General features: G+C 70.2%; 25 protein-coding genes and 1 pseudogene. 10 read left to right on the plus strand and 16 right to left on the minus strand.

Annotation, left to right across the window (positions count from 1 at the left end; genetic code table 11):
* Positions 1-223: acyl-CoA dehydrogenase family protein (locus F8568_RS42905; protein ID WP_268896533.1), on the plus strand; the 223-nt coding region annotated here is incomplete at its 5' end.
* Positions 224-447: 224 nt separating this feature from the next.
* Here the strand turns inward: F8568_RS42905 and F8568_RS42910 are convergent.
* The 6 genes from F8568_RS42910 to F8568_RS42935 all read right to left on the minus strand — a co-directional run bounded on the left by F8568_RS42910 (position 448) and on the right by F8568_RS42935 (position 6411).
* A complete protein-coding gene (locus F8568_RS42910) occupies positions 448-960 on the minus strand; it encodes a DoxX family protein (RefSeq protein ID WP_151599908.1) in 513 nt (170 codons plus the stop codon).
* 82 nt (positions 961-1042) lie between these two features.
* Complete coding sequence (locus tag F8568_RS42915; protein WP_151599909.1) at positions 1043-1852, minus strand: enoyl-CoA hydratase/isomerase family protein; 810 nt, start codon at positions 1850-1852, stop codon at positions 1043-1045.
* Positions 1853-1885: 33 nt separating this feature from the next.
* Positions 1886-3460, minus strand: a complete 1575-nt coding sequence (locus F8568_RS42920) for an acyl-CoA synthetase (RefSeq protein WP_151599910.1) — start codon at positions 3458-3460, stop codon at positions 1886-1888.
* Positions 3461-3572: 112 nt separating this feature from the next.
* Entirely contained in the window at positions 3573-4559 is a 987-nt protein-coding gene (locus tag F8568_RS42925) for an aldo/keto reductase (RefSeq protein ID WP_151599911.1), read from the minus strand.
* Positions 4556-5434 carry a sugar phosphate isomerase/epimerase family protein gene (locus tag F8568_RS42930; protein WP_151599912.1) on the minus strand — a complete coding sequence of 293 codons (879 nt, stop codon included), beginning with the start codon at positions 5432-5434 and terminating at the stop codon, positions 4556-4558. The genes F8568_RS42925 and F8568_RS42930 overlap by 4 nt, the downstream gene beginning before the upstream one ends.
* Positions 5431-6411 (minus strand): TIGR03621 family F420-dependent LLM class oxidoreductase, encoded by a 981-nt coding sequence (locus F8568_RS42935; protein WP_151599913.1) that lies wholly within the window; start codon positions 6409-6411, stop codon positions 5431-5433. Before F8568_RS42935 ends, F8568_RS42930 begins: the two co-directional genes overlap by 4 nt.
* A gap of 319 nt (positions 6412-6730) precedes the next feature.
* On the opposite strand from F8568_RS42935, the gene F8568_RS42940 reads away from it, so the two are divergent.
* On the plus strand, positions 6731-7906 hold the full coding sequence (locus tag F8568_RS42940) for an LLM class flavin-dependent oxidoreductase (RefSeq protein ID WP_151599914.1): 1176 nt from the start codon (positions 6731-6733) through the stop codon (positions 7904-7906).
* A 162-nt stretch (positions 7907-8068) separates the two neighbouring features.
* On the opposite strand, the gene F8568_RS47345 is transcribed toward F8568_RS42940, so the two are convergent.
* From F8568_RS47345 to F8568_RS42960, 5 genes are all read right to left on the minus strand, one after another.
* Positions 8069-8425 carry a GMC oxidoreductase gene (locus F8568_RS47345; protein ID WP_202126032.1) on the minus strand — a complete coding sequence of 119 codons (357 nt, stop codon included), beginning with the start codon at positions 8423-8425 and terminating at the stop codon, positions 8069-8071.
* The gene (locus F8568_RS42945) at positions 8422-9744 is read right to left on the minus strand and encodes a GMC family oxidoreductase (RefSeq protein WP_202126033.1); all 1323 of its coding nucleotides are present in this window, start codon (positions 9742-9744) and stop codon (positions 8422-8424) included. The genes F8568_RS47345 and F8568_RS42945 overlap by 4 nt, the downstream gene beginning before the upstream one ends.
* 21 nt (positions 9745-9765) lie before the next feature.
* Positions 9766-11031: a cytochrome P450 gene (locus F8568_RS42950; protein WP_151599915.1), complete on the minus strand. Its 1266-nt coding sequence runs from the start codon at positions 11029-11031 to the stop codon at positions 9766-9768.
* Positions 11032-11101: 70 nt separating this feature from the next.
* Positions 11102-12646 (minus strand): class I adenylate-forming enzyme family protein, encoded by a 1545-nt coding sequence (locus F8568_RS42955; RefSeq protein ID WP_151599916.1) that lies wholly within the window; start codon positions 12644-12646, stop codon positions 11102-11104.
* Between the two features lie 134 nt (positions 12647-12780).
* Positions 12781-14007 carry an amidohydrolase family protein gene (locus F8568_RS42960; protein ID WP_151599917.1) on the minus strand — a complete coding sequence of 409 codons (1227 nt, stop codon included), beginning with the start codon at positions 14005-14007 and terminating at the stop codon, positions 12781-12783.
* 148 nt (positions 14008-14155) lie between these two features.
* Here F8568_RS42960 and F8568_RS42965 point away from each other — a divergent pair, with 148 nt between their 5' ends.
* From F8568_RS42965 to F8568_RS42975, 3 genes are read left to right on the plus strand one after another with little or no spacing between them, the layout of a single operon-like run.
* Complete coding sequence (locus F8568_RS42965; RefSeq protein ID WP_151599918.1) at positions 14156-14518, plus strand: Zn-ribbon domain-containing OB-fold protein; 363 nt, start codon at positions 14156-14158, stop codon at positions 14516-14518.
* Complete coding sequence (locus F8568_RS50825; RefSeq protein WP_202126034.1) at positions 14515-15669, plus strand: thiolase family protein; 1155 nt, start codon at positions 14515-14517, stop codon at positions 15667-15669. Before F8568_RS42965 ends, F8568_RS50825 begins: the two co-directional genes overlap by 4 nt.
* Positions 15670-15706: 37 nt before the next feature.
* Positions 15707-17275 carry an acyl-CoA mutase large subunit family protein gene (locus tag F8568_RS42975; RefSeq protein ID WP_151599919.1) on the plus strand — a complete coding sequence of 523 codons (1569 nt, stop codon included), beginning with the start codon at positions 15707-15709 and terminating at the stop codon, positions 17273-17275.
* A 165-nt stretch (positions 17276-17440) separates the two neighbouring features.
* Here F8568_RS42975 and F8568_RS42980 read toward each other — a convergent pair whose 3' ends face one another.
* From F8568_RS42980 to F8568_RS43000, 5 genes are all read right to left on the minus strand, one after another.
* Positions 17441-18583 (minus strand): acyl-CoA dehydrogenase family protein, encoded by a 1143-nt coding sequence (locus F8568_RS42980; RefSeq protein ID WP_160573970.1) that lies wholly within the window; start codon positions 18581-18583, stop codon positions 17441-17443.
* Positions 18580-19848, minus strand: a complete 1269-nt coding sequence (locus tag F8568_RS42985; RefSeq protein WP_151599921.1) for an acyl-CoA dehydrogenase family protein — start codon at positions 19846-19848, stop codon at positions 18580-18582. Before F8568_RS42985 ends, F8568_RS42980 begins: the two co-directional genes overlap by 4 nt.
* A 54-nt stretch (positions 19849-19902) precedes the next feature.
* Complete coding sequence (locus tag F8568_RS42990) at positions 19903-21555, minus strand: flavin-containing monooxygenase (protein WP_328601299.1); 1653 nt, start codon at positions 21553-21555, stop codon at positions 19903-19905.
* Entirely contained in the window at positions 21539-22516 is a 978-nt protein-coding gene (locus F8568_RS42995) for an alpha/beta hydrolase (RefSeq protein WP_151599922.1), read from the minus strand. Before F8568_RS42995 ends, F8568_RS42990 begins: the two co-directional genes overlap by 17 nt.
* A gap of 89 nt (positions 22517-22605) precedes the next feature.
* Complete coding sequence (locus F8568_RS43000; protein WP_151599923.1) at positions 22606-22980, minus strand: helix-turn-helix domain-containing protein; 375 nt, start codon at positions 22978-22980, stop codon at positions 22606-22608.
* 293 nt (positions 22981-23273) lie between these two features.
* Here F8568_RS43000 and F8568_RS43005 point away from each other — a divergent pair, with 293 nt between their 5' ends.
* The 5 genes and pseudogenes from F8568_RS43005 (at position 23274) to F8568_RS47355 (ending at position 25650) form a co-directional block, all read left to right on the plus strand.
* Positions 23274-23711 (plus strand): hypothetical protein, encoded by a 438-nt coding sequence (locus F8568_RS43005; protein WP_151599924.1) that lies wholly within the window; start codon positions 23274-23276, stop codon positions 23709-23711.
* A 317-nt stretch (positions 23712-24028) separates the two neighbouring features.
* A pseudogene (locus F8568_RS51345) lies at positions 24029-24319 on the plus strand (amidase family protein); the annotation flags it as partial.
* 32 nt (positions 24320-24351) lie between these two features.
* Complete coding sequence (locus F8568_RS51350; protein ID WP_407924519.1) at positions 24352-24747, plus strand: amidase family protein; 396 nt, start codon at positions 24352-24354, stop codon at positions 24745-24747.
* Positions 24651-24926, plus strand: coding sequence for a hypothetical protein (locus F8568_RS47350; RefSeq protein WP_202126044.1), 276 nt, complete (start codon positions 24651-24653; stop codon positions 24924-24926). The genes F8568_RS51350 and F8568_RS47350 overlap by 97 nt, the downstream gene beginning before the upstream one ends.
* Positions 24927-25074: 148 nt before the next feature.
* Complete coding sequence (locus tag F8568_RS47355; RefSeq protein WP_202126036.1) at positions 25075-25650, plus strand: hypothetical protein; 576 nt, start codon at positions 25075-25077, stop codon at positions 25648-25650.
* Positions 25651-25683: the final 33 nt, after the last annotated feature.

Raw genomic sequence — 25683 nt, forward strand, 5'->3', positions numbered from 1 at the left:
TGAGAAGGTCGCGGACCTGACCTTGGTGTCCTCGGCGTGCAAGGCGCTGGCCTCGGATGTGGCGATGGACGTGACCACCGACGCGGTGCAGTTGCTGGGCGGGTACGGGTACACGCGGGAGTTCCCGGTGGAGCGGATGATGCGCGACGCCAAGATCACCCAGATCTACGAGGGCACCAACCAGATCCAGCGCATGGTCATCGCCCGCCAACTCCTCAAGTAACCCCGGGACGCACCGGGCCCCGCGTCCGATTCTCGGACGCGGGGGCGCGGGAGTTCGAGTATCTTCACGGCCCGTTGGGGCGTCGCCGCCGCGCTGCTGTGGTCGTCGGACGCCCTCGCCGCGGTCATCTCCTTCCGGCCCGCAGGACTTCTCCATGAACTCCGAACGATCCGCTGCCGCGCGGGCAGGTGCTGCAGCGCCGCGATGGGCTGCGGCAGCCGGCCTTAGTTATCGGGTTCGCGGTAGAAGGCGGTCAGCTGGGCGGCGGCGCCGGCGATTCCGAGAAGCGCCGCCAGCGCGGCGGCCTTTCCGCCGTGCGGCTTGCGGTCACCGCGGAGGCCGTGGTCGACGCTCCAACGGCCCGGCCCGATCGCGGCGAGCGCGATCGAGGCCGTCGCTACGTTGGCGACGTACTCCCAGCCCTCGGCGGTGATGAAGAACCCGTTGCGGCGGTGGACGGAGTAGGCGGCTACGCCCATCGTGCCGACGACGGCCGCCGCGGCGAGCGGCGTCGCCGCGCCCGCGAGGAGCGCGGCGCCGGCACCGATCTCCACGGCCGCGCTCGCCTGCGCCTGCAGCCGTGGCTGCCTGAATCCGATGGAGCCGAACCAGCCCGCGGTCCCGTCGAGGGTGCGGCCGTGCTTCACCCCGTGTGCGATCATCGTGCCGCCCACGGCGGCCCGCAGGAGCAGCGATGCCGCCGCCTTGCCCGCGCCGCCGTGCTCGCCCTTGCCCATGATGCGACTCCTTCGCCGTCGAAGATGGGAGGGCCACGGGCCGCGCCGGACCCGTGACCCTCCCCGTATGCGAAAAATCTACTCAGCGGCCCTTGTAGGCCGGCGTCTCCTCCCGGTTCGCGGCCGCGGCCCACGCCGCCTTCGTGTCCTCCGTGCTGCGCAGCAGGTACGCGAACGCGCGCTCGAGCTCGTAGTCCTCGTCGACGTGCATCGCCCGGTGGATCAGCCGCTTGGTGAGGGCCATGGTCAGCGGCGGACGCGCGGCGATCTCGTCGGCCAGGGCGCGCGCCTCCTTCATCAGCGAGTCCGCGGGCACGACCTTGTTGACCAGGCCGTACTCGAGCGCCTCCTGCGCGTTGATCTTGCGACCGTTGAGGATCATGTCCATCGCGCGATGCTTGCCGACCATCTTCGGCAGGTAGTTCGTCGACATCGCGAACGGGTTCACGCCCAGCTCGACCTCGATCGCGCCGAAGACCGCCTTCTCGCTGGCGATGATCAGGTCGCACAGATGCGCCAGCTCCCAGCCGCCGCCGAGCGCGTACCCGTTCACGGCCGCGATGATCGGCTTCTTGAAGTGCAGCAGCACCTTCCACATCAGGCCGTAGGAGTAGTCGTACGCGAGCCGCTGGGGCATGGTCGCGTTCTTGTCGTACTCGGTCTTGGGCTGCGGCTTGTTGCGCAGGTCCGCGCCGGCGCTGAAGGCCCGGCCGCGGCCGGTCACGATGACGACGCGCACCTCGGGGTCGCGTTCGGCCTCGGTCAGGGCGGCCGCGATCTCGCTCTCGGTCGACAGCGGGTCGATCGGGTTCAGCCGGTCGGGCTGGTTGAGCTCCAGCAGCGTCACGCCCTTGTCGTCGGTGGTGACGACGATGCGCTCGTACTCGGTCATTGTTCTCCTTGTCGGTTCCGGACTGCGCCGGTTTCAGATGCTCCGCGTGCGGTCGGCCCAGTAGGGAGCGCGGACCCGCCGCCGGAGAAGCTTGCCGTTGGAGCCGCGGGGCAGCTCGTCGACGAAGTCGATGCTGCGCGGCGTCTTGAACTTGGCGGTGCGCTCCCGGGTGTGGATGATCAGCTCCTCGGCCAGCTCGGGAGTGCCGGAGACGCCGTCGCTGAGCTGCACGACGGCCTTGACCTCCTCGCCCCACTCCTCGTTCGGCACACCGATCACCGCGGCGTCCTCGACGGACGGGTGCGCGAGCAGGGCCGCCTCGACCTCGGCGGGATAGATGTTCACACCGCCGGAGATGATGGTCTCGGCGGCGCGGTCGCACAGGAACAGGTAACCCTCGTCGTCGACGTAGCCGATGTCGCCGACGGTCACCCAGTCGCCGTGCCTTGCCGCGGCCGTCTTCGCCGGGTCGCCCTTGTACTCGAAGGGCGTGACGAGCTTGAAGTGCACCAGGCCCGCGGTACCGGTCGGCTGCTCGTTCCCGTCCTCGTCGAGGATGCGCAGCTCCGCCCCCGGGTAGGGGCGTCCCACGGTGCCGGGCCGGCGCAGCCACTCCTCCGGGCTGACCTGCGTGCCGCCCACTTCCGAGGAGGAGTAGTACTCCCAGACGATCGGGCCGAACCAGTCGAGCATCGCGCGCTTGACGTCGGGCGGGCAGGGAGCGGCGGCGTGTACGACGCCGCGCAGGGATGAGACATCGTAGGCGTCGCGCACCGCCTGCGGCAGGCGGAGCATCCGGTGGAACATGGTCGGAACGAAATGCGCGGCGGTGATGCGGCGCTCCTGGATCAGCCGCAGCGTGTCCTCGGCGTCCCACTTGTCCATCAGCACCACCGTCTGCCCGAAGTGCAGCGCCGCCATGCCGTAGCCGAGCGGGGACGGGTGGTACGTGGGCCCCGTGACCAGATGGGACTCGTCCTCGCCGGTCCCGAGTCCGGAGTGGCCGAAGAGGCGTTCGGAGAAGGTCGCCGCCGCGCTGTCCGCGTCGCCCTTCGGGCGCGGCTTGAGGACGGCCTTCGGCTTCCCCGTGGTGCCGGACGTGTAGTAGAGCCGGTGGCCGGGGCGGCGGTCGGCGGGCGCCGCCGGCGACTGCTCGGCCTTCCACAGCTCGTAGGAGGTGAACCCGTCCGCGATCCCGCCGGACAGCAGCCGACGCTCCACCGGAATGCCGGCCGCTTCTGCGGCCGGACGCACCACGTCGGCGAACTCCGCCTGCGTCACAACGGCCTTGGCGCCGCTGTCACGCAGGATGTAGGCGATCTCGTCGGCGTTGAGGTGCCAGTTGACGGGTGTGAAGTACCCGCCGACCTGGAGCACCGCGGAGAAGACCTCGTAGACGACGTGGCCGTTCTTGAGCACCATCGCCACCACGTCGTCGTCGCCCAACTCGAAGGCGGCGAGCCCGTTCGCGACGCGGTTCCCGTTCTCGTAGAGCTCGGCGAAGGTGGTCAGCGAGCCGTCCGGATCGATGACGGCGGGCTTGTCCCCCAGCGCTTCGGCGCGCTGCCAGAACGACCGCGCGGTGCGTTCTTCAGTCCCGACGCCCATGCACACCTCCATATTTCTTGGATCCAGGATTCCTGACGGCTGGCGGTCGTGTCAACGCATCCGCCCGGCGGTGTGCATCACATCGCCGCCCGGTCGTCGCGCGGACGGCGTCTCACGCGCCTTCTCCGCCGATCGCGTCGATCTCGGCCAGGACGGCGGCGGGCAGGTCGGCGACCGCGGTCGCCGTCAGATCGGCGAGCTGCTCCGGTGACGAGGCGCCGGCGATCACGGCCGTCACCCCCGGTCTCGAGAGCGCCCACGCCATGCAGGCCTGCGCCGGGCGGACGCCCGCCCCCTGCGCCACGGCGGCCAGCCGCTCCCCTCGGCCGGCGACCGCACCGGTTCCGTATCGCCGGGCGACGGCCGGCCTGGACGAGCGCGCCGACCCTCCGGTCAGCACGCCGCCCGCGAAGACCTGGAAGGCCAGGACCCCCACCCCGGCGGCGGCCGCGGCCGGCAGGAGCTCGGCCTCGGCGCCGCGGTCGACGAGGTTGTAGCGGACCTGCACGGAGTCGAACCGCGCGAGCCGTTCCCGCTCGCTGAGCCACAGCGCCCGGTACAGCTGCCAGGCGGCGAACGCCGAGCACCCGATATAGCGCACCTTGCCTGCGCGGACCAGATCATCCAGTGCGCGCAACGTCTCTTCGAGCGGAACGGCGGGATCGAACCGGTGCACCTGGTAGAGGTCGAGGTAATCGGTCCGCAACCGGGACAGGCTGTCCTCGACGGCCGCGATCACGTGCTTGCGCGAGAGCCCCGCGTCCGTCGGCGCGATGCCGCGCGACCACCGCTCCGCGTGGTCGGCGTGACCGGCCGCCACGGCGGCGTGCTCGGCGTCGGCGTCGCCTGGCCGGAGGCCGACCTTCGAGCACAGAACGAGCTGGTCGCGACGTGAGGGCGGCAGCGCCGCGCCGAGGATCTCCTCAGCCCTTGTTCCCGCGTAGACGTCCGCGGTGTCGAAAGTCGTGACGCCGGCGTCCAGCGCGGCCTTCACCACTCTCATGGCGGCCTCCGGGTCGACGGTGTCCCCGAAGGACGCCGTCCCCAGCACGAGGGAGGAGATCGTCAGACCGGACGCGCCGAGCCGGGTGTACCTCATCCGGCGCTCCGCGAAGCGCTCATCTCTTTCAGGACCGCGCCGGCGGAGCGGGCGGCCTCGGCGGCGGCCTTGTCGACCGGCAGCTCCTGGACGCGGGTGGACACCACCTCGACGCCGACCGGTGCGGACACACCCAGCTCGTCCAGTACGCGGAGCAGGCCCACGACGTCCAGGACGCCTTCGCCCGGCCAGAGACGGGCGCTGATCGATTCCTGCAGCAGGGGCAGTTCCGACTCGGCCGGGGCATCGCCGAGCTGGATGGCGACGATCTTCTCGCCGGGGACGTTCCGCAGCGCCTCGGGCCCGTCCGGACCGCGCAGGTGGTGCCACGCGTCGACGACGAGACCACCGTTCGGGCGCCCGGCCCCGCGCACGACCTCCCACGCCCGGCCCACGGTCGACAGGGCGAAGAAGGGCATGTACTCCAGGCCGACGAGGAGCCCGTGGGCGGCGGCGCGGTCGCAGATGCCCGCGAAGCGTTCGACGAGCAGGTCGAGCGGCGGTTCCTGGCCGGCCGGCACGCTCGCGCCGACGTTGAGGTGCCGGGAGCCGAACGCCTCGGCGAAGGCGTAGATGCGGTCCTCGGCGGCCCGGTCGGCGGCCAGCCGCTCCCCCTCGGCCCACCAGCCGTTGAGGAACTCGACCTCCGGCACTCCGATCCCGTGATCGTCGATGATGGTGCGCAGCTCGCGGTCGCTCGCACCCGACTCGCGAAGGTGGTCGTGGTCGAGCACCGTGAGCCCGATGCCCGTGAACCCGGCGGCCTGCGCGGCGGCGACCCGATCGGCGAACGCATGGCGGGCCGGCTCGTTGACGGGCGAGCCCGAGATCGTGTGGTGCGAGGCGATGAGCCCGGTGCCGGCCAGAGCGCTCATGAGCCCGCCAGCCTCTCCACCACCGGCGCGAAGGACTCGATGTCCGCCTCGCGCACCGTGACGTAGTTGAACCCGTAGCGCTCCCGGCGCTCGACGAGCGTGTCGCAGATGCGGGAGACGTCCCCGAGCAGGACGTGGGGATGCTCCAGCAACTCGTCCTTGGGCAGGTTCAGCATGCCACCGGTCTGCGCCGGCAGCGCCGCGGCGGCGCCGTCGACGTCGTCGGTGACGATCGTGAAGTAGCTTCCGATCTCCAGCTGCAGGTCGGCGAACCGGTCGCCCGCGGCCTCGCGGACCAGGCCGACCTTCTCCTCGGTCATCGCGGCGGTCGCTGACCGCGGCCCTTCCGGCCCGAGCTTTCCCGTCGCGTTGTTGAGGTTGAACGCCACGATGTCGGCGACCCGTGCGGCCAGTTGCAGAACCTTGGGCCCGCCGCCGCCGATGGCGATCGGCGGGCTGCCCACGGGCTTGGGGACGCCCTCGAAGCCGGACGCGTAGACGCCGTGCTCGCCCTTGACGTCCACGAGCCCGTCACCGAAGCACGCCCTGATCACTTCGACCACCTCGGCCAGCCGGGCGATGCGCACGCCGGGACGGTCGAACGGGATCCCCATGGCGGCGTACTCCGCCGCGATCCAGCCCGCGCCCAGGCCGATGTCGAGCCTGCCTTCGCTGAAGAGGTCGAGGGTGGCCAGTTCCTTCGCGAGCACGACGGGGTTGTGGTAATCGACGCAGAGCACGCGGAAGCCGATGACGAGTGTCTCGGTGGCCGCCGCCGCGAGCGTGGCGGCCGGGATCGGCGCGACCTCCTGCACGGGGTGCCGCGCCTCGGACATGGCCGGGCCGGGGCCGAGGTAGTGGTCGTTGTAGAGCAACGAGTGGTAGCCGAGCGCCTCCGCGCGAAGCGCGCGTTCGGTGATCTCCTTGGCGGAGCCGCCGCCCCGGGCCATGAGCCCGAACCGGAACGGGTGAACCATGAAGCCTGCCTTCCCATTCGTGTCCCGAGCCGCCGTGCGCGGAATCTCGAAGCACTGTTGACTCACAGAAATCCTGTATGCAGGATACATACACCCGGAAAGCGGGTAAAGGTCGATCGGCGCCCGGCGCGGACGCCACATCGACGCGAGGACGTGCACCTGAAGAACAAAAGTGCCAGGTCATGGATCCAAAAATCCTGGATCCATGTTATGGTCGGCGCACTACGTGAGAGAGAGCGCACTTTCCCGGCGGTAGCGAAGGGGCGCGGCGCCGCCCCGTGCGCACCGTCGTCGACCATCCCCCGAGAGGTGAGCCACCATGCCCTCAGCTCCGCTGCAGTTCGGCCTGTTCCTGCCGCCGTACCACAACCCCAAGCGCAATCCCACGATGGCGCTGGAGCAGGACCTCCAGCACGTCGAGCTGCTCGACCGGCTCGGCTACGCCCAGGTGTGGTTCGGTGAGCACCACAGCGGCGGCTACGAGTTCATCCCCTCCCCCGAGATCATGATGGCCGCCGCGGCGCAGCGCACCCAGCGCATTCAGCTCTGCAGCGGGGTCATCTCGCTGCCGTACCACCACCCGCTCATGGTCGCGGACCGAGTCGTCTTCCTCGACCATCTGACCCGGGGCCGGGTGCGGGTCGGGTTCGGTCCCGGCGCGCTCGTCGCGGACTCGCAGATGATGGGCATGGACTACAACCTGCTGCGCCCGCGGATGGAGGAAGCGCTCGACGCCATCCTCGAGCTGTTGGACACCCCGGGGCCGGTGAACCGCAAGACCGACTGGTTCACTCTCGACGACGCCCGCCTCCAGCTCCAGAGCTACACCCACCCCCGGGTGCCGCTCGCGGTGGCCGCGGCGATGTCCCCTTCCGGCCCGAAGCTGGCCGGCAAGTACGGCCTGGGCCTGCTGTCAATCGGGGGCACCTCCGAGCAGGCCATCGAGCTCCTCGGCAAGACCTGGGACATCACCACGAACGAGGCGAGGGAGCACGGCCAGACGGTCGACCGCTCGGAATGGGCGATCGTCGGCAACGTGCACATCGCCGAAACCGACGAGCAGGCCGTCGAGGACACCCGCTACGGGCTTCACGACTTCATGGCGTACCGGCACGTGGTCACCCCGATGCAGATGATCGCTCCCGGCGAGGTCGTCCCGCACGAGGAGCTCGTCCGCCGCGTCAACGACTCCGGCTACGGCTACATCGGCGGCCCCGAGGGGGCGACCGAGTACATCCAGAAGATCATCGACAAGACCGGCGGCTTCGGCACGTTCCTGCTCACGGCCCACGACTGGGGCAGCCCAGCCGCCACAACGGCGATGTACGAGATCTTCGCCCGTGAGGTCATGCCGCGGTTCACCGGGGTGACCGATGCGCTCAGCCGTTCCTACGAGTGGACCAAGACCCGCAAGGAGGGCTTCAGCGAGCGCTTCCACGCGGGCATCGACAAGGCCAAACAGGACTACGCGCGGAAGCAGCCGTCGGGCTCCTGACCGTGCGCTACCGCGACCCGGGCGGCACCGGCGCGCTGGTGAGGCGGTGCGGGAAGCCGTCGCGGAGCCAAGGTCCTGACGTGATCTCCTAAGGACGCAGAGAAGGCGAGGACGGCCGGCGAAGATTTCGCCGGCCGTCCTCGCCTTTCGGCATGTCGCCTTTCAGTGCGCCTCGCGGGCGAGCGATGGCTCCCGGATCAGGTCCGACGCCCGTTCCGCGACCGCGACCACGGCCGCATTGGTGTTCCCGCTGACCAGCGTCGGGAAGACCGAGGCGTCGACGACGCGCAGCCCGTCTACTGCCCGCACCCGCAGGTCCGGCGTCACGACCGCGCCGTCGTCGGAGCCCATCCGCGCGGTGCCCACGCCGTGCTCGGCACGGAACGTGTGCGTGCGCAGGTAGGCCTCCCACTCCTCGTCGGTCCGCACCGAAACGCCCGGCTTCAACTCGGCGACCACGTGGTGCGCCAGCGGTTCGGCCGCGTAGATCTCGCGGAGCAGCCGCGACGCTTCGATCATGCCAGCAGGTCCGAGCGTTCGCCCAGCAGCTCCATGGAGATGACCGGCCGGCCGCCGGGGTCGTCGGGGCGGAGCCGCACACTGCCGCGCGAGCCGGGGTGCAGCAGGCACGGGTAGGTCGTCACCGACGACTGCGGGAGGAGCTTCATCGCGTTCACGTCGTGGTTGATCGGGCCGTCGAGAGGGTCGCCGTCCGAACCGGCGTCCTCCACCCGGGTCGCGGACGGCTTCCCGACGACGCCGAACGGGCTGAACATCATCTGGTAGCGCGAGGCCCCCGTGTCCGACCGGCCCGCGTAGACCATGGCGTGGCAGGACGGGCTCGCGACCGCGCCGCGCCCGCGCAGCAGGTAGTCCAGTCCGTGCCGCAGCACGCGGCCCGGAGTCAGCTCCTGGTTCAGGGTGCGCATGTCCAGCTGGTGCAGGAAGAGCGTGATCGGGTGCTCTTGAAGGTTGGATCCGACGCCGGGCAGATCGGCGGCCACGTCGATCCCGTTGTCGCGCAGGTGCCCGGCCGGACCGATGCCGGAGAGCATGAGCAGCCTGGGTGTGGCAAGCGTGCCTGCGCTGAGCACCACCTCGCTCTCCGCGCGCACCCGCTGGAGGCGGCCACCGTGGCGATACAGCACGCCGGTCGCCCGGCCGTTCTCCACCAGGACCTTGAGCACCTCTGCGCCGGTGCGCACGGTGAGGTTGCGGCGGCGGCGCGCAGGGGCCAGGTAGGCGCGCGCGGTGCTGTGCCGCCATCCTCGCCGCTGGGAGACCTGCGAGTACCCGACGCCGGTCTGCACCGCGCCGTTGTAATCCTCGCGCAGCGGGTGCCCTGCCTTCTGGGCGCCCTCCAGGAACAGGTCGGTGACCGGATGGTCGACTCGCACCGGTGTGACGTGCAGCGGCCCGGAGTACCCGCGGGCCTCACTGCCGCCGACCTCGTAGTGCTCCGCGCGCCGGAAGTACGGTTCGAGGGAAGCGAAGTCCCACCCGGGGCAGCCCTCCGCGGCCCACGCGTCGTAGTCGGCGGTATGCCCGCGCACCCACATCATGCCGTTGATGGAGCTGCTCCCGCCGAGCAGCCGTCCGGCGGCCCAGGTCTCCACGACGCCGCCGCGGCTGGCGTCCGGCTCGGCCTCGTAGCGCCAGTTGAATCCGGCGTTGAGCTGCTTGACGCCGGCGGGCACCTGGACGAAGAGGTTCCGGTCCGCCGGTCCCGCCTCCAGCAGCAGCACCCGGCGTGCGGGGTTCTCGCTGAGCCTTGCCGCGAGGACGCAGCCCGCCGAGCCTCCCCCCACGATCACCACGTCGAAACCGGCCTTCGTCACGGGCTCCTCCCCGGGTCGGGTTCACCGAGACGCCTGCGCGGTGAACACCGCGGGCATGCTGATGTAGCCGTCCACGTTGCCGCTCGCCGCGTACCGGCGCGCCTCCTCGCGAACGATGCGGTGATCGGGGAATCGGCGGACGATCCGCTCGATCATGACCTCCAGTTCCAGCCGGGCGACGTGCAGCCCCGCGCAGCGGTGCACCCCCCAGCCGAAGGTGAGGTGGCGGTTGGGCGGACGATCGATGTTCACGGTGGTCGGGTCGGGGAACACGCCGGGATCGTGATTGGCGGCGAGCACCGAGAGCATCACGCGCTCGCCCGGTTCCAGGACCGCGTCGCCGATGACCGTCTGCTCTGTGACGCGCCGCGACAACTGCCACACCGGCGGGAAGGCGCGGAGCAGTTCATCGACGACTCGGGGGACTACTCTGGGCTCGTCCAGGATCCGCTGCCGGAGAGCGCGATCGCGATCGAGATAGTCCAGAGCGTGTGCGAGCGCGTTGGTCGTGGTGTCCACGCCACCGCCGACGAGCGTCATGAGGATTCCGATGCAGTCGCCCATCGGCACGGGCGCGCCCTCGACCTCGGCCGTGACGAGCCGGCTGATCGCATCGTCACCGGGCGAGGCGCGGCGTTCGCGGGCCGTGTCCTCCAGGAGGTCACGCACCCAGCCCATCTCGGCCAGGACACGCCTGAACTCGGGACTGTTCTTCGCAACCGACTCGAACGCATGGAACGGCCACGCGATCCGCTCGGCCAGCGACTCATCGAGCCCGAGCAGCTTCGTGACGACCATCGCGGGGACCGGGGCGCCGACGTCGGTGACCACGTCGAAGCGGCCGGCCGGGGCCATCTGGTCGAGCAGCCGGTCGACATAGGCGGTCACGACAGGGCGCAGCGGCTCGACCGCCGTGCGGCTGAGCCACGGCACGATCAGCGACCGGTAGCGCACGCCGAGCGGAGGGTCCATCTCCAATGGGAGCATCGGCGCCCGCTGGGTCGTGGGGATGGTGGACCCGCCGCTCCAACTTCCGTCGAGTTCCTGTGTCTTGGCCGAGGAGAACCGGGACGGCTCGACCAGCGCGTCCTTGATCGATTCGTAGTCGCTCATCACCCAGAAGCCGCCATGCGCCTCGCTCCAGCCCACCGGGCAGGCGGCACGAAGTTCGTCGTGCAGGTCTCGGGCAGTGGTGGGGTAGTCGGGCGAATGGTGGTCGACGGGGCACACCGGACGCTCCCCGGGGCGCACCGCCGCCGTCCACCCGCCCTCGGGCACCCGGCTCATCTGCTACCTCCCAGAAACCTGTGCCTTCGAAGACCTGCTCTGCCGACTCGCTCGGTCGTTGACCCGAGTCTCACCGCTTCGCGGCAAGGTCCCGCACCTCACGCTTGAGAATCTTTCCCGTCGATCCCTTCGGGAGGTCGTCGGCGAGCAGCACCTTGCGCGGCTTTTTGTAGCCGGCCAGCCTGTCGGCCACCCACGAGATCACCGCCTCCTCGGTCACGGCGCCCGGGGACTTCGGCACGACGACGGCGGTGACGAGCTCGCCCCACTTCTCGTCGGGCACGCCGACGACCGCGGCCTCGGCCACGCCCGGCAGTTCACGGAGCACCCGCTCGACCTCCGCCGGGTACACGTTGAGGCCGCCCGTGATCACGATGTCCTTCACGCGGTCGACCAGGGTGTAGAGCCCGTCGCCGTCGGCCGTCACCACGTCCCCGGTGCGGTACCAGCCATCGACGATGGACTCTTCAGTCGCCTCGGGGCGCCGCCAGTAGCCGGCCATCACATTCGGACCGCGTACCCACAGCTCGCCCGTCCGCACTCCGGCATCGTCGGAAGCGGCGTCCGAACCGTCCGTGCCCACCACTCGGACGTCGACGCCCAGGGCGGGACGCCCAGCCGGAATCACCGCGTGCTCGGACAGGCTCGGGTCGGATTCCTCGCGGTGCCGCAGCGCCAGCACCGGGTGCGGCGCTTCGCACGAGCCGTAGACCTGGGTCAGAACGCCGCCGAGCACTTCGGCCGCGGCGTCCAGCGTCTGCCGCGAGATGGAGGCGCCGCCGTAGGTCAGGTTCCGCAGGCCCCACGCCGTGGTCGTCGGGTCGGTCCGCGCGTGTTCGACCAGCATCTGGATCATCGTGGGCACGACGAACGACGACGTCCCGCCCTGCTCGCGGACGGCCTTAAGGAAGATCTCCGGTTCGAACTTCGGGATGACGATGTTCCGCGCACCGCGGACGAAGAACGTCAGCAGCTTCGAGGCCGAGCCGTGCGAGAGCGGGCCGGCGTGGATCATGCCGTCGCGCGGCGTGACGGCGAACTCCTCGACCAGCGACATCGTCGTCGCGGACACGCGGCACCGGTCCAGCAGCATGGCGCCCTTGGGCCTGCCCGTCGTGCCGGAGGTGTACAGGAACTGGCTCAGCCGTTCGGCATCCGGCTTCAGGACGGGCTCGAACGCGGAAGCGGCCGCGATGACGTCGTCGTATCCGTGCGCGCCGGTCGCGGGGCCGTCGACGCACACCACCTCGACCTTGCGCCCGGCGACGGTGTCGAGGACGCGGTCGAGTTCACTCGACTCCGTAAGCACGATGTCGGCCTCGGAGTCGTCGATGACGAAGGCGCGCTCGTCGTCGGACAGCTTGGGATTGATCGGGACCTTCACCCTGCCCGCGCGAGCGATGGCGAGGTCCGCCTCGACGTACTCGAGCCGGTTGCGCATCAGGATCGCGACCCGGCCGCCCTCGGCGGCGGACAGGCCGTTGAGGGCGTTGGCGAGGCGGGCGGTGCGCTCCCCCACCTCGCCGAAGGTGGCGGTCCGGTCGCCGTCGACGACGGCGACGGATTCGCGGTTCGCGGCCACCGCTGCCCGGATCAGCTCGGGAATCGTGGGCATGCCTGGACAAGCTCCTTAGGTGAACCGGTCACGCCGATTCCGGGTACCGGTGCGTGCGCGGAAGCGGTGCCGGGGCGCCGGCCGTCGCGGCCGGCGCCCCGGCACCGGTGAGCACGTGTGACGAACGCCGCCCGTCAGGCGCCGGTGGTGGCGGGGAAGTGGAACAGCTCGCGGGCGTTGGTCTCGCAGATCTTCTTCACGTCCTCGTCAGGCACGTTCGCGAACTCCTCCGCGGCGAGCTTGCGGGCGTCCGGCCAGTTCGAGTCGTTGTGCGGGTAGTCGCACTCCCAGAGCATCCTGTCGATGCCGATCGACTCGCGCAGCTGCACCGCGGTCGGGTCGCTGATGAAGCAGGTCCAGAAGTGCTTGCGGAACAGGTCGGACGGACGCTCGGTCCTGTCGACCTCCAGGCGCGTCCGCTCCCAGGTGTAGTCCATCCGGTCGAGGATGTAGGGCACCCAGCCGCTGCCGCCCTCGGACAGGGCGATCTTCAGCTTTGGGTGGCGGTTCAGCGTGCCGGAGAAGATGATGTCCACGGTCGCGCTCATGGAGTTCAGACCGCACAGGGCGATCGGCACCGCAGGCGAGGCCTCAGGGCTCGGCACGAACATCTTCGAGGACGAGCCGATGTGCATGCACAGCGGCAGGTCGGTCTCCTCGACCGCGCTCAGGAACGGGTCCCAGTAGTCGGTCGAGTAGGACGGGAGCCCGAGCGGCACCGGGTTCTCGGTGAACGACACGCACTTGGCGCCGCGGCCGGCGGCGCGGTAGACCTCTTCGGCGGCGAGCCGCGGGTCCCACAGCGGGATCAGGGCCATCGGGATGAACCGGTCCGGCGCCGCGCCGCACCACTCGTCGATCATCCAGTCGTTGTAGGCCTGGATGCAGGCGAGGCCCAGCTCGTGGTCCTTGGCCTCGTAGAAGGTCTGCCCGCAGTAGCGCGGGAAGGTGGAGAAGCAGATCGAGGCCTGGATCCCGTCCGCGTCCATGTCTCGCACGCGCGCCTTCGGGTCGTAGCACCCGGGGATCATGTCGTCGTAGTGCCGCGCGACGATCTCGCTGCCCTGGGCGGCGAGCTGCTCGGCAAGGGTGCCTCCGCTCGCGGTGTCCGCGGACTTCCCGCCAATGCCGGTGGCCGCGGTCTCCTCGTCCTTGTCATGGAAGATGCGGGTGCGGACGCTGCCCTGCATGGAGAGCGGGTAGTGCTTGCCGTCGTACACCCAGTCGAGCTTGCCCTTCTCGACCTCGACGATTCTCGGGCCACGTTCCTGGAACTTGGCCGGCAACCGGTCGACCCAGATGTTCGGCGGCTCGATCACGTGGTCGTCAACGGAGATCAACTGGACCGAGTCCTGCAGCATCTCTCGTGCACCTCCTTCTATACGGCCAGAACGCCATCGCCGATCGGCCGCGAACCCGCAACTTTCTGTGGCCTAATGTCCTGTTTCCCGTACACTACATCCTGGATTCAGAAAAGTCATCCGCCTCATCGGCAGGCGCGGAGGTCGCATGAAGCTCTTGTTCTTCCATACCGACGGCGGAGCCGTGCTGGTGCACGGCAGCCGCTGCGAGGACTGCCGGGCGGCCGCCTTCCCGGCGCGGCGGATCTGCGCGACGTGCGCGTCACGCAACCTCAGGCCGGAAAACCTGCCCGCCCGCGGCCGGGTTCGTGCGACCTCGCGCGTCAGCACCCCGCCTTTCGGATTCGACGAGCCGATCACGGTAGGCGTCGTCGAGCTCGACTCGGGACCGGCGTTGTTCAGCCTGTTCACCGAACCGCTCCCCCGCGGCGCGGCGGTTCGCGCGGTGCCCGGCCCGGTGCGTTCCGGCACCGACGGTTTCGTCTTCGAGCCCGCGAAGGAGCAACGGTGACCGGAGTGCACGTTGCCGGTGTCGGAATGACGCCGTTCGGCAAGTTCCCCGACCGCGGCCTTGAGGACCTGGGGCTGGAGGCCGTGCTCGCCGCCGTCGACGACGCCGGGCTGCACCAGCGCGAGGTCCAGGCCGTCTACGCCGGCCATGCCAGGACCGGCCGGCTGCTGGGACGCGAGAACGGCGTCGGCCAGCTGGTCATGGCCGCGGCCGGTGTCCGCGGCATCCCGGTGACCGGGGTCGGCAACTTCTGCGCCTCGGGATCGACGGCGTTCCGCGAGGCCGTCATGGCTGTGATGACCGGCCTCTACGACGTCGTCCTCGCGCTCGGCGTGGAGAAGCTCTCCGTCCGGCCGGAGAAGGGGAAGCCGCTGACCTCCGATGGCATGGAACTCGAAGGCGAGTTCGGTTTCACTCCGCCGGCCTTCTTCGCGCTCGTCGCGCAGGCTTACCTGGAGAAGACCGGCGCCTCGGCCGACGACCTCGCCCAGGTCGCGGTCAAGAACCGCGCGCATGCCGAGCACAACCCGTACGCCCAGTACCGCAAGCCACTCACAGCCGAGGAGGTCCTCGGCTCCCGCATGATCGCCGATCCGCTGACCCTGCTGTCGTGCTGCCCCACCGGGGACGGAGCCGCCGCCGCGCTCGTCGTGTCCGACCGGATGGCGCGGCGCCTGGACCGCAAGACGGTCAGGGTCGAGGCGACCTCTTTGCTGTCGGGGTGCGGCGACCCGACCGCGACCGGCGGCTTCGAGGTCGACAGGAAGACGGCGCACGCCGCTTACGAGCAGGCCGGAATCGACCCGGGGGACATCGACGTCGCCGAAGTTCACGACGCCTTCACCGTCACCGAGGTCATCCACTACGAGGACCTGCTGCTCTGCCCGCCGGGTGACGGCGTCAAGGCGCTGCTCGACGGTCAGACGGCGCTGGGCGGACGGATCCCCGTCTCGACGAGCGGCGGGCTGATGTCGAAGGGGCATCCGCTCGGCGCCACCGGAATCGCCCAGGTGCACGAGATCGTGACGCAGTTGCGCGGCGAGGCCGGCGCCCGCCAGGTCGAGCGCGCGACCGCCGGCCTCACCCACTGCGCCGGCGGCTTCCTCGACGGGGACGTCGCGATCAGCGCCGTGCACCTCTTCAGCGTCTGAATCAGCTCTTACCTACGAAACGACCGCAAGGAGCGTCATGTCTGGCACGACCCGCTCGGGTATCCCGCTCAGGGACGTCTACACAGCGACCGATGTGGCCGCCGAACCGGCGGCGCCGGGCATACCGCCGTTCACGCGCGGCATCTCGCCGGGCGGCTACAACGACCGGCCCTGGGTGATGGGGCAGTATGGTGGTTTCGGCTCCGCCGCCGAGACCAACGCCCGCTTCAAGCGCCTTCTGGAACAGGGCCAGACGGGCTTCTCGGTGGCGCTGGACCTGCCCACGCAGCTCGGCCTCGACTCGGACGACCCGTTCGCGCTCGGCGAGGTGGGACGTGTCGGGGTGCCGGTCGACTCCCTCGCCGACTTCGAGACGCTGTTCGACGGGATCCCGCTGTCGAAGGTGAAGCAGATCCGCACCACCGCGAACTCGATCGGCCCGCTCTGGGTGGCCCTGGTGACCGCGTTCGCCGAGAAGCGCGGCACGGACCCGAACGACATCGCGATCTTCATCCAGAACGACGTGCTGAAGGAGTACGTGGCCCGGGGGACGCAGATCTTCCCGCCCGAGGCCGGTCTGCGCATGGCGGCCGACGTCGTCGAGCACACCGCCGAGCACCTGCCCAACTGGACGCCGATGGCGCTGTCCGGCTACCACATCCGCGAGTCCGGCGCGACGGCGCCGCAGGAAGTGTCAATGACGCTCGCGAACACGATCGCCTACCTTGACGAGGTGGTGCGGCGCGGCGTGGACATCGACCGGTTCGCCAGCAAGCTGTTCATGTTCCTGTCGGCCGGGATGGACCTGCTGGAGGAGATCGCCAAGTTCCGGGCCGCCCGTACCGCCTGGTCCGAGCTGCTCGACGAGCGCTACCACGCCGGACCCGGGACACGAGCGCTGCAGATCTTCTCCTACACCGCGGGTTCCTCGCTCACCGCCCAGTCTCCGCACACCAACATCGTGCGCGTGACCATCGAGGCGCTGGCGGCCGTGCTCGGCGGGGTCCAGACCCTCAACACGTCCAGCTACGACGAGGCGCTCGGCACGCCGACCCTGGAATCGGTCACGCTGGCGCTGCGCACCCAGCAGGTCCTCGCCGAGGAGACCTCACTGGCCAAGGTGGCCGACCCGCTCGGCGGTTCGTATCTCATCGAGTCCCTCACGAGCGAGATCCTCACCCGCGTCCGGGAGGACCTCGAGGTCATCGAGGAGCACGGCGGGGCGCTGCGCTGCATCGAGTCGGGCTACTTCGCGGGGCGGCTCGCCCAGCAGTCCTACGACGACCAGCGGGACGTCGAGAGCGGTGCCCGCCGGGTGCTCGGGGTGAACTACTACGCCGACGACTCCTCGGTCACGGTTCCCGCCTTCTCCGTCGATCCCAGCGCCGAGGAGGAGCAGCGCAAGCGGGTCGCGCAGGTGCGGAGTGAGCGGGACCAGCGTGCCGTCGACGCCGCGCTCGAAGAGGTCGGCCGCGCGGCGCGGGACGGCGAGAACTGCGTGCCGTCGATCACCGGCGCCGTCCGCGTGTACGCCACGGTCGGCGAGATCTACGGGGTGCTCCGCGGGGTGCACGGCTCCTACACGCCGTCCGCGAGCCTCGGCTGACGCCCGCGGCCGGCCGGGCTGCAGCACCGGCCGGCCGTCACTTGTCGAGTGTTCCGCGCGGCGACCGCGACGAAGTTCGCGCGTGAGGGGCGACGTGTCAGCGCCGGCTGCGGCCGTATCGTCGTCCAGGCGTCGGCTGACTTCGCGGCGCGAGTGCCCGGGCGGTCAGAGGGCGAGGCGGTCGGCGAGCTCGGCGCGATACTGATCCGGCGCACCGAACAGGACCTCGGACGCCCGGGCCCGGCGGAAGTACAAGTGCGCCGGGTGCTCCCAGGTGAAACCGGTGCCGCCGTGAACGTGAATGGCGTCCGCGGTGATCGAGCCCGCCACCTCGCAGCAACGCACCTTGGCCGCCGCAGCGGCGGCCGGCAGGAGATCCGGCCGGTTGTCGGCGAGCCAGGCGGCGTGCTCCACCAGGGCCCGCACCGACTCCACTCCGACCAGCATGTCCGCGCACATGTGCTTGATCGCTTGGAACGACCCGATGGCACGGTCGAACTGGACACGGGTCTTCGCGTACTCGACGCTCATCTCCAACGCCCGCTCGGCGACGCCGAGTTGCTCGGCCACGAGCGCGAGGACCGCCCGATCACGTACCCGTGCCATGATCTGCGCTCCCCCGCCGGTCGAGAGCCGCTGCGCGGGAGCACCGTCGAGTTCGAGTCTCGCGTGCGAACGGGCGAGATCCAAGCCGGCAAGGGGACGCACCGTCACGCCCGGCCCCGGTCGCACCAGGTAGAGCGAGCCGCCATGGTCGTCGGAGGCCGCCAGCAGGACGACGTCGGCGGAAGCACCGTCGAGCACGTTCGTCAGCGTCCCGGAGAGGGTGCCGTCGCCGCCCGAGCCGCTCGCGGTGACGGCCGGTTCGTGCCCCAGAGGGGGCAGGGCCGCTGTCGCCAGGAGCGAGCAGTCCGCGATTCGCGGAAGCAGTTCGTGCTTGGCCCCGTCGTCGTCTATGGCCAGGAGCGCGGGGATCGCGAGTCCGACGGTCGACAGCAACGGGCCGCCGTAGAGCGACCGTCCGGCCTCCTGAAGGGTGATGGCCTGTTCCACCCAGCCGTAACCATGACCACCGAATTCGATCGGGATCGTCAGACCCGCGGCGCCCAGGTCACTGCCGAAGTCCCGCCACAGAGCCCGGTCGAAGTCCCCGTTGCGCCCGGCGCGTTCCCGCACCGCTTCCTCGGGGTTGCGATCGGCCAGCAGCGCCCGCACCGAGTCGCGGAGGTCCGCATGCTCCTGCTGGAGCTCCGCCCCGCCCGCGGCCACTTCGGCGGGAGTCAGCAACGCGCCCGTGGTGCTCTTCACTTCTCCCCCTTCGCGGGCGCCCGGCCGTTCACGCCCGGCTCCGTCGGTGCCACGCGCGGTTCCCGTGGCAGCCCGAGCACCCGTTCGCCGATGATGTTCTTGACGATCTCGTCGGTGCCTCCGCCGATGGCGAGACCGGGCGCCGCGCACAGGCGCAGTGCCCACTCGTCCGCCCCCTCCTCGTCGGCGTCCCACGTCGTGGCGTCCTCACCGTGGATGAGCACACCGGTCCGGGACGCCGACTGGATGTACCGGGAGGCCGCCAGCTTGCCCACCGCGCCCTCAGGTCCCGGTGTGCGGCCCGCCTCGATCGCCCGTTTCGTCCGTTCCCGCAGCAGGCTGAGCACCAGCTCGTCGATCCACGCGTCCGCCAGCCTCCCCCGCAGTCGCGGCTCCTGCTCCCGGCCGGCGCTCCGAGCAGCCGCCACCAGCATCGAGACGCTGCCACCGCGCAGGGCGGTGTTGCCCGCGACGGAGACCCGCTCGTTGAGCAACGTCGTCCGTGCCACGGTCCAGCCCTCGCCAGGCTCGCCGACCAACCGCTCATCGGGCAGGAAGACATCGTCCAAGAAGACCTCGTCGAACTTGGCGTGCCCGGTCATCTGCCGCAGCGGACGGACCTCGACTCCCTTGTCGGCCATGTCGACGATCGCGACCATGAGTCCGGCGTGTTTGGGGGCGGCCGGGTCACAGCGGAGGAGAGCAAGGCCGAACTGGCTGTGCCGACCGCCGGACGTCCACACCTTCTGCCCGTTGACCCGCCAGCCGCCGTCGACCCGCACCGCTCGGGAGCGCACACTCGCCAGGTCCGACCCGGCGCCGGGCTCGGAGAAGAGCTGGCACCAGATCTCCTCTCCCTTGACAAGCGGTGGGATGTACCGAGCGCGCTGTTCATCGGTGCCGTGCCGGAGCACCGTCGGGCCGCACATGCCGAAACCGACACCGAGCAGGGTCGTGGGCAGTTCGTATCCCGCGACCTCCTGCTGGAAAATGAGTTCGTAGCGGGAGGACAGCCCCTGGCCTCCGTACTCCACCGGCCAGGTCAGCGCGGCGAACCCGGCTTCGGCCAGCCGGCGCTGGAAATCGCGGGCGGCCCGAACGGACTCCTCGTCATACTCCTCCGCGGTGCGTCCCGCTCCGTCAGAGCCGGAGAGTACGGGAAGGTGCTGTTCCGCCAGCCAGGCGCGCAGTTTCTCCCGGAAGGAGGACTCCTCCGGCGCCTCGTCCTGCAGGCTGCGCTGCTCGGGCTCTACACTCGTCGACATGCAAGCATCCTACATCCAGGATACTCGACACGGAACGTGAGCGACGTCGCAGGGTCACCCGCCGGGCCGCTCGCCCTTCTCGAGCACGGCGTTGCGCCGGAAGCCGCGATATCCATCGCGAGCGACCTCGTCGATCTGCTGGCCGTACAACGCGTAACCGCCGACATAAGGCATGAAGACCCTCGGTTTGCCCGGCACGTTGGCGCCGATGTACCAGGAATTGCCCTGGGGGAACAACGTGAACGACGCGGCGGTATTGACCTGCTCGACCCAGGCGTCCTCGGCCTCGACCTCGGCTTCGACACGGGTGGCCCCGGCTGCCCGCAGGGCCTCCAGGTGCGCGGCGATCCAATCGACGTGCTGCTCGGCGGACGCGACCATGTTGGTCAGCACCGACGGACTGCCGGGTGCAGTGATCATGAACAGGTTCGGGAAGTCCGCAGTCGCCAACCCGAGGTACGTGCGAGGTCCCGCCGCCCACTTCTCGGCCAGGGTCCGACCTCCGACTCCGCGGAGACCGAGCTGCAGTAGCGGGCCGGTCATGGCGTCGTACCCGGTCGCGAACACGATCGCGTCCACTTCGTGCACGTGCCCGCCAACTTCGAGTCCCTTCGGCGTGACGCGCTCGATGGGCGAACCGCTGACGTCGACCAATGTCACGTTGTCACGGTTGTACGTGGCGTAGTAATCGGTGTCGACGCAGATCCGCTTGGCGCCGATCGGATAGGTCGTCGGGCAGAGCAGCCGGGCGACGTCCTGGTCCCTGACGATCTCGCGGATCTGCTCCCGCACGAAGTCCGCCGCGACGGCGTTGGCCTTCTCGTCCACCATGCTGTCGGCGAAAGCGAACATGTACCCGGGCCCGCCGAGTTCCCATCGCTTTCGCAGTTCGGCCCGCTGCTGCTCGGGGCTAAGGTCGCCCGCCTTCCCCGGCGGCAGCGGCAGGACGGATCCGCCGCCCGTCTGGCGCGCCTCGGCCCGCAGCGCCGGATACTCCCGCTTCAACCGCGCGATCTCGTCCTCGGCGAAAACGCGGTTCCGAGCCGGTACCGAGTAGCTCGGCGTGCGTTGGAAGACGGTCAGTGCGGCCGCCTGCTTCGCGATCTCCGGGATCACCTGGATGCCGGACGATCCCGTACCGATGACCGCGACCCGCAGCCCGGTGAAGTCCACGCCCTCATGCGGCCAGCGTCCCGTGTGGTACGTGGCTCCGGCGAAGTCGTCGAGCCCGGGGACGTCCGGGACCCGCGGACTCGCCGCGAGACACCCGACCGCGGTCACGAGGAAACGGGCCCGGCGCACGCCGCCGGACTCCAGACGCACGGTCCAGCGGTCGTCCGACTCGTCGAAGACGGCGCCGACGACGCTGTCCCCGAAGGTGATGTCGCGGCGCAGGTCGAAGCGGTCGGCGACGTGCCTGCAGTAGTCGAGGATCTCCGGCTGCGTGGCGAACCGCTCCGTCCAGGTCCACTCCTGTTGCAGGTCCGCGTCGAACGAGTACGAGTAGAAGATCGACTCCGCGTCGCAGCGGGCTCCCGGGTACCGGTTCCAGTACCAGGTCCCGCCCACGTCCTCGCCCCGCTCGACCACGTGCACGTCCATGCCCAGCTCGTCGCGCAGCTTGCGCAAGGCGTACATGCCGGAGAAGCCCGCGCCGACGACCAGCACGTCGCGGGTCGGGGCGTCGCTTTCAGCAGAAATCGGCACTGCTCTTCCCTTTCTTCGCTTCAGCGGCCGGCGCCGTGCACGACAACCGGTCCCGGATCCGGGCGGACACGAACGCGAGCCCGGTCTCCTGGCCTGGCAGGATGTTCACCATCGAGAAGAAGCCGTGCGTCTGACCGGGCACGACCTCCACCTCGGTCTCCACCCCGGCCCTCGCGAGCGCGGCACCGTAGGCGTCCTGCTCGGTGCGCAGCACGTCGTGCTCCGCCAGCAGCAGCACCGCGGGCGGCAGCCCGCTCAGGTCCTCCGCGCGCAGCGGGCTGATGTCCGGCCGACTCCGCTCCGACACTGCCGCGTAGTGGTCGAAGTACCAGTTCATGCCCTCGCGGGTGAGCAGCAGGGCGTTGGCGGGATCCGTGTAGGACGGGGTGTTCAGGTCGGCGTCCGTGACCGGGTACACCAGCACCTGCAGCGCGATCGGCGGTCCCCCCGCGTCACGCGCCCGCAGGGCGACGACGGCCGCGAGGTTGCCGCCCGCACTGTCCCCGGCCACGATCACTGGCAGCGCGCGACCGTCCCCGCCGCCCGACCCGGCCGCAGCCCAGCGGACGGCCTCCCACGCGTCAACGACAGCGGCCGGATACGGGTGCTCGGGCGCCTTCCTGTAGTTGACGAGGACGACGGTGCAGCGCGTCCGCTCGGCCAGCCGCCGAGCGAGCGTGTCGAACTGGTCGATGTGGCCGGTGACCCATCCCCCGCCGTGGAAGTAGACGATGATGCCTTCAGGTGCGGCGACCGGCACCAGCTCCCGAGCGAGGAACCGGGCGCCCGGCTCGCCCAGCGAGTGCTCGGCGACACGCCACATCTCCGGCCCCTTGCCGGCGAGCTCCCCAAGGGCGGCACCCATGGCACGGGCCTCCCCCGGCGTCCGCTCGTGGAGCGGCTTGCCGCCGGCCTCCGCCATCTGCTTCAAGAAGGCCTGCGTCGCCTCGTCCAACGCCACTACCGCCCACCTCGATCCATGGTCCGTCACAGGAGCCGGTTCGCCCCTGTGACATGGACACAGGATCCAGGATTTTGCGCCATAGGTCACTATCCAGATGGCTCGACCGGTAGCCATTCTTCGCCGACGCCGGCGACCACTGCCGCGCTGTCGCGCAGTCTTCGGAGCATCACGGCCATGAACATGCGGTTGCGCCCGTAGGGCTCGGTGATCTCGAAGCCGAGGTGACATTCGACCATCGCGACCCGCCGGACGACCGAGTTGTGGTGCAGGCACACCCGTTCCGCGGCCTGCCGCATCGATCCTGTTGCCACGACGGCGTCCAGGATGCGCACGAGCTCCGGCCCCTCCACCTCGACCAGCCGGTCCAGCCCCTGAACGTCGGGGATCTCGCCGATCCGTTCGGTACTGAGCTCGCGAGCGAGAATGCCGTAGCCGCCGACCGTCGCCACGTCCAGCGGCACCGACTCCTCCAACCGGTACGCCCCCGGGCGCGAGGACTGGGTTGCGTGAAGCGGATCGCGGCCAGCGCCTCGGTCCAGCCCGCCGCCACCTCGGTGACCGGACGGCGATCGCTCATCCCGATCCGAACTCCGACAGGGACATCGATCTCGGTGATCCCCGGCCGGTCGGGTACCACGGCCGCCACAACCGCCGCCGTCCGTCCCGCGACGAGCTGGCCGCGCCCCCGCTCGGCCTCTAAAAGGCCGCGCATCCCGTCGACCGGTCCTGCCATCACGAGCACGCGGATCGCCTTGTGGACCAAGAAGCCCAGCGCGGCCAGCACCGCTCGCGCACGGCCGTCGTCCGTCAGGAGCACCGCCAGGCGCTCGTGCTCGGCGTCCGGCACTGCTTCGCGCAATCGCACCCCACGCGCGACGATCGCGAGCTGCTCAAGGATCACCTCCGTCAACTCCGGCTGGACGCCCGGTTCGACCCACACCAGCTCCCCAGTACTCAGGCAGCGGGCCGCGGAGCCCGGAGCCGACGATTGGAAAATGGCGGCGCCGTCCGGCCACATCACTCCGACGGGCGCCCCCACCAGCTCGCGCAGCCGGCCGAGCAGCTCGGACAAGCCGAACTCGAGCCGGATGCCGCGCCCAAGGAGACGCACCACGTCGTCGACATGGACAGAGCGCGCGACCGCCGGAGGCAACAAGCTCGTATCAGCGCGCAAGCCATCCGTATGTCGTGAATCCTGCATCCTAGTATCTAGGATACGGCAATCCGTTCCCGGGTGTCGAGGACGCGCGCGGCCTCGACCGATTCCTCTCGGCTGGCATCGGAATCTGAACGGGCTCACCGGTTGCTGGACCTCAAGATCGTTGGGCTCCGCGCCACGGCGGGAAGCATCATGATCGTTTACCCCCGCGACCGCCCATCCGGGCGATGCTCCGGACGCGAAGGTGCGCTCGGAATCCTCGGCACACGCTCTCGCCCGAAGACATCAGCGGCGGCGAGGCGGCCCCTATGCGCACCCTTGCCGCTGACCTGATCGACCTTGCGCGGAAGATGCGCTCGGGCGAGGCATCCCCCGTCGAACTGCTCCAGGACACGCAGCTTCGGATCGTCCGGACCAACGGTGGGCCACCGACCACCGCCCGTGCGCCCGACGCGATCAACGCTTGGGTACGCCTTTATCCGGATCGGGCGCTCGAAGCGGCGGCCGCTGCGGACACACGTCTCGCGCGGGATCCTTCGGCGACTCCACTGCTCTGCGGCATCCCGATCGGTTTGAAGGACGTCCTCGGCGTGCGCGTTCTCCCGCTGACCGGATCCAGCGCGGTCCTCGCCGACCACAAGGCTGAGGAGGACACTGCGCAACATGGAAACGGCTGCGCGAAGCGTCAATGGTGCTGGTCGGGCATACGGACACCCACGAGTTCGCGGCCGGAAGCACCACGGACCAATGCGGAAACCCCTGGGATCCGACACGGACGGCGGGCGGCTCCGCGGCGGCCGTGGCTGCGGGCATGGTTCCTGCGGCACTCGGGACGGACACCGCCGGCTCACTGCGCATCCCCGCGGCCTTGTGCGGCGTGAGCACCCTCAAACCCAGCGCGGGCATGGTTTCCAACGCGGGCACCATCCCACTCGCTCCATCGCTCGACCAGGTCGGCAGATCGCGCGGACGGTGGCCGACTGGACCCTGCTGTTCACCACGCTCACCGGCCGGGAATCGGCAGGGATCCCGCCCACCACGTCGGCTCGCGGCGGCTCGGCACCCCTGAACGGCATCACCGTGGCGCTCACCGACCGAGCCGACGGCCATACGCTGGCACCGGACGTCGCCTCCGGGCTGCGCACGGCTTGCGACGCCCTATCCGACCTCGGTGCACAGGTACGAAAACCGAGGGCGCACCGACCAGCAAAGCCGAAGCTGGCCGGGAGCGCGACGGCGAGTCCATGACGATCCTGCTCACCGAGCTCTGGGCCCATCACCGCCGGTACGCATCTCGCCGTTCGCACTATGGCCAAGACGTCGGTGCGCTCGTCGACCTTGCAAGGGGGCGGGCGCCAGAACTCGGGAACGCCCATCCTCCGGCACAACTGGAAAGATGGACCTGACCGTGAGCTGGGACCGCTGGCTGCGAGAGCAGGACGTCGACTGCGTCCTCGAAGCAACGACCCCGGTCACCGCTCCCCCCAGAGGTTCCTTCGGCCACCCGGCCAAGACCACCACGAACCTGGCGGCATTCACCAGCCTCTGGAACCTTCTGCGCTCGCCCGTCGAGCTCGCGGCCGACGCCGCCCGCGAGGCCCTCACCGACACCGGCGCCGCCCCCGGCATCGTCGCGGCCGTCATCGACACCGCCGCCGGCATCCGCCAGTTCGAGACCTCGACACCCGGTGCGCCCGCGCCACTGGGCCGCTCCAACAACTACCCGCGCTCGGTCGCTCAACGCGTCGGCGCCGCCCCCGCGCGAGCGATCCTGGAGGTCGCCGGCGGTCAGGGCCCTCAGCACCTGGTCAACGAGCTCGCCGCCGCGATCGCTGCCGGCTCGTGCCAGGCGGCGCTGGTGTTCGGTTCGGAAGCCATCTCCACCGCACAGCGCCTGGCCAAGGACGCGATGACCGGCCCGACTTCACCGAACAGGTCGACGGCGACCTGGAGGACCGCGGCTACGGCCTGAAGGGGCTGACCTCCCGGCACTTGGCGACCCACG

The organism is Actinomadura physcomitrii (assembly GCF_008923205.2).
GTDB classification, from domain to species: Bacteria; Actinomycetota; Actinomycetes; order Streptosporangiales; family Streptosporangiaceae; genus Spirillospora; species Spirillospora physcomitrii.